The sequence below is a fragment of the Flavobacterium sp. genome (genome assembly GCF_017744675.1).
Classification (GTDB): domain Bacteria; phylum Bacteroidota; class Bacteroidia; order Flavobacteriales; family Flavobacteriaceae; genus Flavobacterium.
Map to the genome: position 1 here is coordinate 139,085 of NZ_JAGIAV010000006.1, position 13,124 is coordinate 152,208.

General features: G+C 35.0%; 8 protein-coding genes. 7 read left to right on the forward strand and 1 reads right to left on the reverse strand.

The window, feature by feature from the left end:
• Positions 1 to 22 precede the first annotated feature (22 nt).
• From uxaC to J7574_RS19480, 5 genes are all read left to right on the forward strand, one after another.
• Positions 23 to 1,423: a glucuronate isomerase gene (gene uxaC / locus J7574_RS19460; protein WP_290972583.1), complete on the forward strand. Its 1,401-nt coding sequence runs from the start codon at positions 23 to 25 to the stop codon at positions 1,421 to 1,423.
• A 184-nt stretch (positions 1,424 to 1,607) separates the two neighbouring features.
• Positions 1,608 to 2,630, forward strand: a complete 1,023-nt coding sequence (locus J7574_RS19465) for a sugar kinase (protein ID WP_290972586.1) — start codon at positions 1,608 to 1,610, stop codon at positions 2,628 to 2,630.
• Between the two features lie 10 nt (positions 2,631 to 2,640).
• Positions 2,641 to 3,309, forward strand: coding sequence for a bifunctional 4-hydroxy-2-oxoglutarate aldolase/2-dehydro-3-deoxy-phosphogluconate aldolase (locus tag J7574_RS19470; RefSeq protein ID WP_290972589.1), 669 nt, complete (start codon positions 2,641 to 2,643; stop codon positions 3,307 to 3,309).
• 216 nt (positions 3,310 to 3,525) lie between these two features.
• A complete protein-coding gene (locus tag J7574_RS19475) occupies positions 3,526 to 4,971 on the forward strand; it encodes a tagaturonate reductase (RefSeq protein ID WP_290972591.1) in 1,446 nt (481 codons plus the stop codon).
• Positions 4,972 to 5,006: 35 nt separating this feature from the next.
• Complete coding sequence (locus J7574_RS19480; protein WP_290972594.1) at positions 5,007 to 6,629, forward strand: UxaA family hydrolase; 1,623 nt, start codon at positions 5,007 to 5,009, stop codon at positions 6,627 to 6,629.
• Between the two features lie 597 nt (positions 6,630 to 7,226).
• On the opposite strand, the gene J7574_RS19485 is transcribed toward J7574_RS19480, so the two are convergent.
• Complete coding sequence (locus J7574_RS19485) at positions 7,227 to 8,255, reverse strand: LacI family DNA-binding transcriptional regulator (RefSeq protein ID WP_290972597.1); 1,029 nt, start codon at positions 8,253 to 8,255, stop codon at positions 7,227 to 7,229.
• 287 nt (positions 8,256 to 8,542) lie between these two features.
• Here J7574_RS19485 and J7574_RS19490 point away from each other — a divergent pair, with 287 nt between their 5' ends.
• Both J7574_RS19490 and J7574_RS19495 read left to right on the forward strand, forming a co-directional pair.
• Positions 8,543 to 9,982, forward strand: a complete 1,440-nt coding sequence (locus J7574_RS19490; protein ID WP_290972600.1) for a glycoside hydrolase family 28 protein — start codon at positions 8,543 to 8,545, stop codon at positions 9,980 to 9,982.
• Positions 9,983 to 10,012: 30 nt separating this feature from the next.
• Entirely contained in the window at positions 10,013 to 13,117 is a 3,105-nt protein-coding gene (locus J7574_RS19495) for a TonB-dependent receptor (protein WP_290972602.1), read from the forward strand.
• The last annotated feature ends 7 nt before the right edge of the window (positions 13,118 to 13,124 follow it).

A 13,124-nucleotide genomic window follows, 5' to 3' on the forward strand; every position in this document is an offset into this window, starting at 1 on the left:
CTTCAAATTATATTAAAAAGACATGAGCCAGACTTTCATTAACGATAATTTTTTATTAGAAAATAAATATGCTGAAGAGCTATATCATAATTACTCTAAAAATCAGCCTATTATCGATTACCATAATCACTTAAATCCACAGTTTATTGCCGAAGATAAAATCTTTGAAAATATCACTCAAGTTTGGATTAACGGAGATCATTACAAATGGCGTGCAATGCGTACATTAGGGATCAACGAACAGTTTGTAACAGGAAACGGATCTGATAAAGATAAATTCTTAAACTGGGGAAAAACAGTTCCATACACTATGCGTAATCCATTGTACCATTGGACTCACTTAGAATTGGCTCGCTATTTTGATATTTATGAGTTATTGAATGAAAAGTCGGCGGAGAAAATTTATTTAGAAACATCTGAGAAAATCAATTCTCCAGCGTACAGCACGCAAAACCTTCTTAAAAAAGTAAACGCTGAATTAGTTTGTACTACAGAAGATCCAATTGACACGTTAGAATTCCACCAAAAATTCGCAAACAACTCAACTGGAATCAAGATGAGTACAGCTTTCAGACCTGATAAAGCCATCTTAATTGCTAATGATGGTTATAATGCATATCTGGACACATTAGGGGATGTGTCCGGACTTGCAATTAACACTTATGCCGATTTGCAGTCTGCTTTAAGAAAAAGAATCGAATTCTTTAATGCAAACGGATGCAAATTAAGTGATCACGGCTTAAACCAAATTGATTTTGAAAACTTTACAGAAAGTGAAGTAAATGCAATTTTCAAAAAGAAAAGAGAAAACGGCGAATTGTCTCCAGAAGAAGTTTTAAAATTCCATAGCGCTATTTTGGTTTTCTTGTCAGAAACCTATCATGAGTTTGGTTGGGTGCAACAATTTCATTTAGGTGCATTGCGTAACAACAATGCTCGTATGCACAGAATTTTGGGGCCAGATACAGGATGGGATTCTATTGGAGATTATCCGCAAGCACAAAAATTATCTGCTTTCTTAAATGCTTTAGACAGTAAAGATAAATTGACTAAAACAATCATCTACAACTTAAATCCAGCTGATAATGAAGTGATGGCAACGATGATTGGAAATTTCAACGACGGAAGCGTTCGCGGAAAAGTACAATTCGGTTCAGGATGGTGGTTCTTAGATCAAAAGGACGGAATGACAAAACAATTGAATGCGCTTTCAAATATGGGCTTAATTAGCTGTTTTGTTGGGATGTTGACAGATTCTAGAAGTTTCTTGTCATTTCCAAGACACGAATATTTCAGACGTATTTTATGTAATCTTTTGGGAGACGAAATCAAAAGAGGAGAATTGCCAAACGATATGGAATGGATTGGAAAATTAGTTTCTGACATTTCATACAACAATGCTAAAGAGTATTTCAAATTCTAACAAAAAGTTTTTTTGGAACCATTAAGACATTGAGAAAATTAAGTTTTTGGGGTAATAAATGATTGCTTAAATAAGGGTAATTAAGCAGGCAGGCTTAATAAGCTTAACTTTTACTAGCAAAGAAAACATATAGTAGAGCTTAATTTTCTTAATGCCTTAATGGTAAAATAAATATAAAAATAATATGAGTAGAGTAGTTGCATTTGGAGAAATCATGCTTCGTCTTTCGACAGAGAGACATTTACGTTTTTCACAATCTACAGCATTTGGTGCGACGTATGGAGGTGGAGAGTTTAATGTGTGCGTGTCGTTGGCAAATTATGGGATCAATGCTGAATTTGTAAGCCGTTTGCCTGAAAACGAAATTGGTTTTTCTGCATTGAAAGAAATGCGAAAAATGAATGTCGAATCTAAAAACATGGTTTTTGGAGGGGAGCGTTTAGGAATCTATTTCTTAGAAACTGGTGCAGGAACCCGTGGAAGTAATGTGGTTTACGACCGTGCGCACAGTGCCATGTCAACAATCCAGAAAGGTATGGTAGATTGGGAGAAAGTTTTGGCAGGAGCAGAATGGTTTCACTGGAGCGGAATTACACCAGCGATTTCTGAAAGTGCAGCAGAAGCTTGTTTAGAAGCAATTAAAGTCGCTCATAAATTGGGAGTTAAAATTTCATGCGACTTAAACTATAGATCAAAACTTTGGCAATACAGAAAAACGCCAAGCGAGGTAATGCCAGAGATGTTGAAATACAGCAATGTGATTTTAGGAGATATCGATACGGCTTATTTCATGTTAGGAATTCCAAAAGTAAACCCGAATTATCAGGACGAAAAATCACTTCCAACAGTGTACGATAAATTGTTTGAATTGATTCCGAACTTGAAAATTGCAGCAACAACACTTCGCTATTCTGTAAGTGCTTCACACCAAAGAATTGGCGGAATTTTATACGACGGAAAAGCAATTTATAGTGCAGCCGTAAAAGAAGTTACTCCTGTTGTAGACCGTGTAGGAAGCGGCGATGCTTTTATGGGCGGATTAATTTACGGTTTATTAGAATATCAAAACAACCACCAAAGAGCATTAGATTTTGCAGTGGCGGCTTGCTGTTTAAAACATACTATTGCTGGGGATTACAATTTGGTTACGCTAAAAGAAGTGGAGAATATGATTGATGGTGATGGTTCTGCATTAGTATCAAGATAAAAAAATAAAAATGGCAAAATATTCAAGAATTGAAGTGGCTCAGACAATGAAAGACAACGGAATGGTTCCTTTGTTTTTTCATTCGGATATTGAGCTAAGTAAAAAAGTTTTAAAAGCGTGTTACGATGGAGGTTCCAGATTAATGGAATTTACAAGCAGAGGCGATTTTGCTCACGAAGTTTTTGGAGCTTTAAACAAATATGCTTTAGCAGAACTTCCGGGAATGATTCTAGGAGTCGGTTCTGTAACAGATGCAGCTTCGGCTTCGTTATACATGAGTTTAGGAGCAAATTTTATTGTAACACCTGTTTTTAGAGAAGATATAGCAATTGCCTGTAATCGCAGAAAAGTGCTTTGGTCACCTGGCTGCGGGACTTTGACAGAAATTGCAAGAGCAGAAGAATTAGGTTGCGAAATCGTAAAATTATTTCCAGCTGATATTTATGGTCCAGAATTTATTAAAGCAATAAAAGGCCCGTGCCCGTGGACAAACATTATGCCTACAGGAGGAGTTTATCCAACGGTTGAAAGTTTGAATTCTTGGCTGAATGCTGGAGCAACTTGTGTTGGTTTGGGTTCGCAATTAATCTCAAAAGACATATTAGAAAAGAAAGATTTTGAAGGACTGACTGCAAAAGTGAAACAGGTTCTTGACATTATAAAAGATATTAGAAAATAGATTAAGGAGTAATCATGCCGACTCCTTATTTTATAAGTTTTTTAGATTTTTAGAGATTGTAATAGAACATTGCGCTTGAAAAATAAAGTTCGCCATTCCTCACAGCAGACTTTGTTTTACTCAATCGGGTGTGATGTTTCTTTTACAATTTTAAGGCAGAAATGAAGGAATAAGGTTTGTAAATGGTTATTTATAACGCATTAAAGAAAATTTAAAATGAAAAAATTAAATAGAATAAATACAGGATTAGAAAAGTTACAGCCAATTAAGGTAGTTCAGTTTGGAGAAGGTAACTTTTTAAGAGCCTTTGTTGATTATGCTTTTTACAGACTAAATAAAGAAGTTGATTTTAATGCCGGTATTGCAATAGTTCAACCTTTGAAAGACGGTATGGTAAATATGATTAATGATCAGGACGGTCTTTATACCTTATTTATGAACGGAATTAAAAAAGGTGAAAAAATACAAGATATTGAGTTAATTAATAATATCGTAAAAACTGTAAACCCATATACTGATTTTACAAATTATTTGGCTTTAGCTAAAGAAGAAGAACTTCAGTTTATTGTTTCTAATACTACAGAAGCTGGAATTGAATTTATTGAAAGTGATACTCCAGAGATGCAGCCACCAGTATCATTTCCTGCAAAGTTGACGGTTTTATTATATGAAAGATTTAAACATTTTAAAGGAGATGCTTCTAAAGGAGTTACAATAATTCCTTGCGAATTAATTGATTATAACTCTGAGACACTTAAAAAATATATTTTACAATATGTTGATTTATGGAAATTAGAAGATGCATTTAAAGCTTGGTTATCAGATGCTTGTACCTATCATAGTACTTTGGTTGACAGAATTGTTCCTGGATATCCAAGAGCTGAAATTGAAGAATACAATAGTAAATTAGATTATGAGGATAATTTAATTGTTGCGGCTGAACCTTTTTTCCTTTGGGCTATTGAAGGTGGAGATGATTTAAAAGCAAAATTGCCTTTTCACAAAACAGATTTGAATGTAAAAATCGTTGATGATATACGTCCTTTTAAAATGATTAAAGTTCGTATTTTAAACGGTGCTCATACGGCAATGGTTCCTTTTTCACTTTTGCATGGTAATAAATTAGTAATGGAAACTGTTAACGGAGATTTTACTGGAAAATTTGTAAATAGTGTTATCAGTGAAATTAGTGAAACTCTTGATATGGACAAAAATGAAATTACGGCCTATTCTGAGGAAGTAATGGACCGATTTAAAAATCCATTTATCAAACATGCACTTGCTGATATTGCATTAAATTCTGTATCGAAATTCAAAGTAAGAGTTTTGCCTAGTTTATTAGGATATTTTAATGCTAATAAAAAACTGCCTGTTAATTTGACTTTTTCATTTGCGAGTTTAATTCGTTTCTACAAAGGAACTTGGAATGGTCAAAGTTTACCGGTTAAAGATGGTGAAGATATTACAGCATTCTTCAACGGACTTTGGAAGTCTGATGATTATGAGAAAATCGCTCGTTTAACATTACAAAACAAAGGTTTCTGGGATCAGGATTTAACTGAAATTCCAGGATTAACTAAAGCGATTACAATTGCTTTAGAAGAAATAGATTCAAACGGAATTGAAACTGGTTTTGCTAAGTTTCAAGAAAGAATAAAATAAAAAAGAACAACACACAAAAAGAACAAAGGTTAATTATGGCAACGCAGAAAAAATTAATAAAAGTGCACCCTACAGACAATGTAGCGGTGGCTTTGGTAAATCTGTCAGCTGGCGAAGTGATTGATTTTGAAGGACAATCAATTACTGTTGAGTCTGATGTGAAAATGAAACATAAGATTGCAATGGTTCCTTTTAATGTAGGAGACAGAATCATTATGTATGGTGTTTTAGTAGGTAAAGCAAGTGCAAGAATCGAAAAAGGAGGATTGCTTTCTACTGCAAACGTAAAACACGAGAGTGATAAAGTTACAGGTAAAACTGAAACTATTGGCTGGACAGCTCCAAATGTAGATAAATGGAAAGATAGAACGTGGCAGGGCTATCACAGAGAAGATGGACAAGTTGGAACAGAAAATGTTTGGTTGTTTTTTCCATTGGTTTTTTGTGAAAACAGAAACATCGAAATCTTAAAAGATATTTTTGAGAAAGAATTGATGAAACCTAAAGAAAACGATTATCAATTATTGTTGCGTTCTTTAGTGAAATCAGAAACTGGTGGAGCAGGAAATCAAGAAGCTTCAAACGATGCTAACTTGTTCAATAATATTGAAGTTAAATTTATTACACACCAAGGTGGTTGCGGCGGAATTCGTCAGGATTCTCACAGTTTAGCGAAGCTTTTGGCGGGTTATGTAAACAATCCAAACGTGGCTGGAGCAACGGTATTGAGTTTAGGATGTCAGAATCTTCAAATTTCAATTTTCAAAGAAGCTTTAGATGCAATTAATCCAGACAGCAAAAAACCTGTTTTAATTTACGATCAGCAATCTATCGGAACAATTGAAACGATGTTGAGCAGTGTTGTAAAAGATACTTTTGAAGCGATTAAAAAAGCAAACGAAATTAAGAGAGAACCCGCTCCATTGTCTAAACTTAGAATTGGTTTAGAGTGCGGTGGATCTGACGGATTCTCTGGAATTTCTGCAAACCCAACTTTAGGAGTATTGTCTGATAAATTAGCGGCATTAGGAGGAACGACAATTCTTTCTGAGTTCCCAGAATTATGTGGAGTAGAGCAGGAGTTAGTAAACCGTTGTGTTGATGACGAAGACGGAAAACGTTTCTTGGATTTGATGAAATGGTACGAAAAAACAGTTGTTGATGCAGGTTCAGGATTTGATATGAATCCTTCTCCTGGTAACATTAAAGACGGTTTGATTACTGATGCCATGAAATCTGCAGGAGCAGCTAAAAAAGGAGGAACTTCTCCAATTGCTGGTGTTTATGATTACGGAGAGTATATTAACGAACCAGGATTAACCTTGCTTTGCACGCCAGGAAACGATGTAGAGTGCACAACCGCAATGGTAGGTTCGGGGGCAAATATGGTATTGTTTACAACAGGTTTAGGAACTCCAACAGGAAATCCGATCGCTCCAGTTGTAAAAATATCTTCTAACTCAGAGTTAGCGGCAAAGATGTCTGATATCATCGATATTGACACTGGAGGAATCATCAAAGGTGAAAAATCGATCGAAGAAATGGCGGATGAAATGCTTGAAACTATTATCGATATTGCTAGCGGTACGGTAAAAACTAAAGCAGCAATATTAAACCAGAACGATTTTATTCCTTGGAAAAGAGGGGTTTCTTTGTAAGTTTTTAAGTTACAAAGTTACAGAGAGACAAAGTAACAAAGGTTTATATGAAGAGGCGCACAGTAGTGCGTCTTTTTTTTTGAACCATATAAGTGATATAAGTTCATTTAATTTTTTTTTAGTTGCAGAGTTGCAAAGAGAAAAAGGTCTATTAGAAGATACACTTTATTGCATCTCTTGTTTTTGAGAAAGCTTCGGAGAAGCGAAATATTTATAGCAAAAGGTTAGGGGTTACAACATAAAGCTCCAGCGGAGCGACATATTTTTTGCAACCTAAATACATGCCACTCCGCTGGAGCTATATTCTTAATGAATAATTTTTATCTATAAATATTTCGCTTCTCCGAAGCTTGCATAAAAAAAGCCCATTCTAAAATGGGCTTATATGACTTATATGGTTTAAAGAGGATAGGATATACGGTAATGTAAAAGCTCCAGCGGAGCTGAATATTGGTAGAAACGATATCGCATCAAGATAAAAGCTCCGTAGGAGCGATATATTTTACGTTACAATAAAAAAAATAAGCTCACCTTTAAATGAGCTTATATGACTTATATGGTTTAAAATTAAACGGTTTTAAAATGCTTTTTTGTTGGCTAGAAATTGGTTCTTGTAGAAGATTTGCGAATATGCAATTCTGGGGCAAGGACTACCTTTTTTTCAATTTTAATGGCATCTGTTTTGTCTACTTGCTCTAAGAAAACTCGAGCAGACATTCTTCCCATTTCTAATGGCGACTGATCTACAGAAGTGATAGACAATTCCATGAATTTTGTAAAAGGTTCGTTACTAAAACCAGCAACACAAAACTCACTTGGAATACTAATATTCCTTTCTTTTAATTCTTGAATTGCTCCCAATGCTGCAAAATCACTTGATGAAAATATAGCATCTGGAGGAGTTTGCAATTGCAAAAGCTTATCCACAGCATCTTTACCAGCTTCTACGCTACTTTTAGTAAAGATAACATATTCTTCATTAAAAGTAAGTCCGTTGTCTAAAAGAGCCTGTTTGTATCCTAAAAACCTGTTTTTAAAAATATCCAGCGATTGATCTCCAGAGAAATGAGCAATGTTTCTGCAGCCTTCATCAATTAAATGTTTTGTGGCTAAATAACCGCCTTTAAAGTCATTAATCGTCACAGAACTTACGCCATCGATATGTTTGCTTCTATCAAAAAATATCAGCGGTACATTTTTTTCTAATACATTTCTGAAAGCACTATCATTTTCATCTGAAATACCCGTAACCGACATCATGATTCCGTCTACTTGTGCATCTACCAAGGTGTGGAGATTTTCATTCTCTCTTTTAATGCTTTCATGCGTCTGACAGATAATTACTTGGTAGCCGTGAGGATAAAGCTCTTCTTCGATTCCTCTAATTACTGAGGCGAAAAAGTTGCTGTCTATACGCGGAACAATAACTCCGATATTATTGCTTCGGCCACTCTTTAGTGCCAACGCCAATTTGTTTTGCTTGTAGTTCATCGCAGCGGCAGTCTTGATAACCAATTCGCGCGTCGCTTCCTTTATTTTAGGATTATTGTTTAACGCTCTGGAAACCGTTGCAGCTGTGATGTTTAATTTTTCAGCAATATCATAAATAGTTACTTTTTCACTCATTCAAAAAAAGTTTTTCGGATTATTTTAGACAAAAGTACATTTTTTTTCATTATGTAATAAAAATTGTTATCGATTACCATAATTATAATCTCTAACGTTTTAGCTTTTACAATGATAATAAATTATCAAAATTTTTGCATTAAATGTAATTAAAATTTCTAATAAAAATTAAATATATAATTTTTTTCTAAATTAATTTGGTCTCTTAGAACTATTTTTCTATTTTCGTGTAATCGATTACATAAATCAAGATGTTTTTAACACTGAAACAAGAAAAATCTGCGCAAATGATTACAAATAAGATAATCACACTTAAAAAGATTCTTTTTTTAGCCGCTTTAGGGTTGCTAATCTCATCATGCGTACGACATCTTTCTACTGCTTCTACAGAAAATCCGTGGCAAAGAATGGATCTGATTGTAAAAAATATTCCTCAGACGCATTTTACAAATAAAGTCTACAACATAAACGATTTTGGAGCTGTTGCCGATGGAAAAACGTTAAACACTTTGGCTTTCCAAAAAGCGATACAAGAATGCGCAAAAAATGGTGGAGGGCAAGTTTTGGTTCCAAACGGAAAATACCTAACAGGAGCTATCCATTTAGAAAGCAATGTCAATCTGCATTTGGAGGATAATGCTGAAATTCTTTTTAGCTTAAATCCGAAAGACTATCCTATTGTTCATACTTCTTGGGAAGGAACAGAAGTAATGAATTTCTCTCCGCTTATTTATGCAAAAAATAAAACCAATATTGCTGTTACGGGAAAAGGGACTTTAAACGGTCAGGCAGACAGCACCAATTGGTGGATTTGGTCTGGCGGAAAAGATTATGGCTGGAAAAAAGGCATTCCGTCTCAGAATGATCCAACCAATCGAGAGGTTTTGGTTGATATGGCAGAAAAAGGTGTTCCAGTATCAGAAAGAGTTTTTGGAGAAGGACGTTATTTAAGGCCAAATTTTATAGAGTTTTTTGAATGCAATACCGCTTTAGTAAAAGATGTAAAAATTATTAATTCCCCTTTTTGGATTTTACATCCAATAAAAACCAACAATATGATTATTGACGGAGTAACGGTTAACAGCCATGGTCCAAATAATGATGGCTGTGATCCAGAGTATTCCCAAAATATTTTAATTAAAAACTGCACTTTCAATACAGGAGACGATTGCATTGCGATTAAAGCGGGCCGTGATGCCGACGGAAGAAGAGTAGCCATATCAAGTAAAAACATTATTGTGCAGAATTGCAAAATGATTGATGGTCATGGCGGTGTGGTAATTGGAAGTGAAATTTCGGCAGGCGTAAATAATGTTTTTGTTGAAAATTGTGTAATGGACAGTCCGCATTTGGATCGTGCCATTCGCATTAAAACCAATTCCAGAAGAGGCGGAATCATTGAAGATATTTATGTGCGAAATCTGGAAGTGGGAACGGTAAAAGAATGTGTCTTAAAACTAAACATGTTCTACAATGTATACGGTTCTCAAACAGGCAACTTTATTCCAGTGATCAGAAATGTAAGCTTAGAGAATGTAACGGTAAAAAATGGCGGAAAGTACAGCGTTTGGGCCGAAGGTTATGCTGCATCTCCTGTGGAAAATATTACACTTAAAAATGTAAAAATCCAGAAGGTAGATTCGCTCTATTTATTAAAAAACGTAAAGAACATAAATTTTATTAATACCTATATCAATGAGAAAAAAGTAAAATCTATTAACAACTAAACACTATCAATTAACCAAACATTAAACCACATGAATATTAAACAATTATCTGAGAAAAAAGATAAATACGGCTTCGTGTTTTTCTTTTTCCTGAATTTTTTGCTGTGCAGTTCTATAAATGCTCAGACAACCACAATAGAAGGCAAGATTACCGATGCGACGGGAATGTCGCTGCCAGGGGTAAATATTAATGAAAAGGGAACTAAAAACGGAACTTCGACAGACTTTGAAGGAAGTTTTAAAATCAATGTATCAAATAGTAAAGCGATTTTAATAATTAGCTATTTAGGATTTCAAACACAAGAAGTAAGCGTTGCAGGAAAAACTAAAATTAACGTAAGTCTAGCCGAACAGTCAAACACATTAACAGAAGTTGTTGTAGTTGGATATGGCTCTGTAAAAAAGACCGACCTTACAGGATCTGTTAGTACCATTAGCGCGGCAACTATCACTGAAAGAAATACGACAAGTCCGCTTGAAGCAATTCAAGGAAGCACGCCTGGGGTTCAGATTTCATCTAGTTCAGGACGTTCTGGCGACGGATATAAAGTGGTAATTAGAGGAAACAATTCTTTGGTTGGATCATCACCTTTATATATTGTAGATGGCGTGCCAGTTGATAATATTGACTTTTTGAATCCGCAAGACATTTCAAGAATGGACGTTTTAAAGGATGCTTCTTCGGCAGCAATTTATGGTTCTAGAGGAGCAAGCGGTGTTATTATTGTAACTACAAAAAGTGGTGCCAATGCAAAATCTGGAATCAATGTAACATTTGATACTTCTTACGGAAATAAAACGGCTACAAGAATGCCGAAAATGATGTCTGGAGAAGAATGGTGGAAATTCCATCAAGTTGCTTATATGAGTGCAACGCCTCTTACGCAAACTCCAGCACAATTGGCTGCTTTAGCCGGAAATCAAAGCCCTTTACTGGTTTCTCGCGCCAACAGCGGTTACAGTTATGACTGGGCCGATGCTGTTCTTAAGCCAGGTATGACACAAAACAATTACTTAAATGTTACAGGACGTTCAGATTCTGGATTAAGCTACAATTTAGGATTTGGTGTTCAAAGCGATGAAGGACTTATCGAAAACGATTCTACTGATAAGTACTCTTTCAAATTAGGGTTAAACCATAAAATCAATGATAAATTTACTACTGGCGCGAACATTACAGTTGCACGTCTTGATACACAATTAGGAAGTGATTTAGCCATGCAGGATGCTTTTAGATTAAGTCCGCTAATGTCTCCATGGGCAGTTGATGCACAAGGAAATGAGAAAGTAGGAACATTGTTTTTTCTTCCAGGAAAACTAACTTATCCTGATGGTTCTTGGGCTATCAATAAAACATCAACCGTAAACCCTTTAATGGAAATTGCCAATTCTTCTCAAACAGAAAAAACATGGCAGACTGTTGGAAATGTTTTCTTCCAGTATCAGCCTTTAAAATGGCTTTCGTTTAAAACAACATTTGCAGGTGGTATAGAAAATACGGTTACTAGTACAGCTTATAAAGCACAGACTAATGCAGGTGTTACCTTAAATGGTAAAAACTCAGCATCGATTAAAAACTTCAACAACTTTAATTATACTTGGGATAACCAAATCGATTTAAAACATACTTTCAACGAAGTGCATGATTTTAGTGTTTTATTATTACAAAGTTTGTATTCAAACGTAGATGAAACTTCGTATCTGTATTCTAACAATCAGCCTTTTGATGTTGGGTCAAACAATATGGGATCTGGTGTTCAGACGAGTTATAATATAAGTTCAGGGTATCAAAAAAATACATTGAGTTCTTATGCTGTTCGTTTAAATTATGCTTTTAAAGACAAATATCTATTAACGGCTTCTACAAGATGGGATGGTTCTTCTGTTTTATCTGAAGGCAATAAATGGCAAAGTTTCCCTTCTGTAGCTTTAGGATGGAAAATTAGCAAAGAATCTTTCTTAGCAAACAGTACTGTAGTTTCAGACTTAAAACTTCGTGCGAGTTTAGGATATACAGGAAACGACAATGTTGCACCTTATACTTCTCAAGCGTTATTAAACCAGCAGACTTTTTACGCCAACGGAGCCAATGTGGTTTCGGGCTGGCAGTCTGAAAATTTAGCCAATCAAGCTTTAACTTGGGAAAAAACAAGAGAGATTAACCTTGGTCTTGATTACGGATTCTTAAAAAATAGAATTTCAGGAACAATAGATGTTTACGACAGATTATCTGATAAGCTAATTTATAAGCAAGAATTGCCTCTTGAAACAGGATATAAAAATACTTTTGCAAACGTTGGTTCTGTGAGCAACAAAGGGGTAGAAGTGCTGTTGACTACAAAAAATATTAAAAGTGCAAAAGTGAATTGGGAAACTACTTTTACATTCACTAAAAACGTAAACAAATTAGAGTCAATTTACAATCAAGATCAAGTAAGCGATATTGGTAATAAATTAATTTTAGGTTCTCCTTTAAATCCTAATTATAATTATGTTTACGATGGCGTTTGGCAAGAAAGTCAAGCGGCAGAGGCAGCAAAATACAATATGCTTCCAGGTCAGGCAAAACCAAAAGACTTGAACGGAGACGGCAAATTTAACAACGATGATAGAACAGTAATTGGTAATCCAAATCCAGAATGGCAAGGAAGTTTATATTCAAAATTAACTGTTGGACAGTTTGATTTCAACTTCTCTGTTTTAACCAGTCAAGGGCAAACCGTTTTGAGCACTTTCCACCAAAACTTTGCTGATGTAAGCGATAGAGGACGCCAAAAGTTAGCGATGGATTACTTTATTCCAACAAACGGAGCAGGAATCGAGGCTAATGCAAACAATACAAACCCAAGACCTGGACCAGTGGCAACAGGAGCAGGAGCTTATTGGACTTCATTATTTGCCTACTATAGAGACGTTTCTTACGTGAAAATTAAAAATATATCTTTAGGATACACATTAGATTCTGAATTACTAAAAAGATTAAAAATCAGTAATTTAAGAATTTATGTGAATGTTTTAGACCCATTTGTATTTACAAATTTTGATGGATATGATCCAGAATGGGCAGCTTCGCCTTTTGGAGTAAACCGTCCAGCATCCATAACAACGCAATTGGGATTAAGTGTTAAATTTTAATAAAGAT

Excerpts from the sequence above, each read along its gene's own strand:
- J7574_RS19465 (WP_290972586.1), top strand. The coding sequence starts at position 1,608 with ATGAGTAGAGTAGTTGCATTTGGAGAAATCATGCTTCGTCTTTCGACA.
- J7574_RS19485 (WP_290972597.1), bottom strand. The coding sequence starts at position 8,255 with ATGAGTGAAAAAGTAACTATTTATGATATTGCTGAAAAATTAAACATC.
- J7574_RS19470 (WP_290972589.1), top strand. The coding sequence starts at position 2,641 with ATGGCAAAATATTCAAGAATTGAAGTGGCTCAGACAATGAAAGACAAC.
- J7574_RS19495 (WP_290972602.1), top strand. The coding sequence starts at position 10,013 with ATGAATATTAAACAATTATCTGAGAAAAAAGATAAATACGGCTTCGTG.
- J7574_RS19480 (WP_290972594.1), top strand. The coding sequence starts at position 5,007 with ATGGCAACGCAGAAAAAATTAATAAAAGTGCACCCTACAGACAATGTA.
- J7574_RS19475 (WP_290972591.1), top strand. The coding sequence starts at position 3,526 with ATGAAAAAATTAAATAGAATAAATACAGGATTAGAAAAGTTACAGCCA.
- uxaC (WP_290972583.1), top strand. The coding sequence starts at position 23 with ATGAGCCAGACTTTCATTAACGATAATTTTTTATTAGAAAATAAATAT.
- J7574_RS19490 (WP_290972600.1), top strand. The coding sequence starts at position 8,543 with ATGATTACAAATAAGATAATCACACTTAAAAAGATTCTTTTTTTAGCC.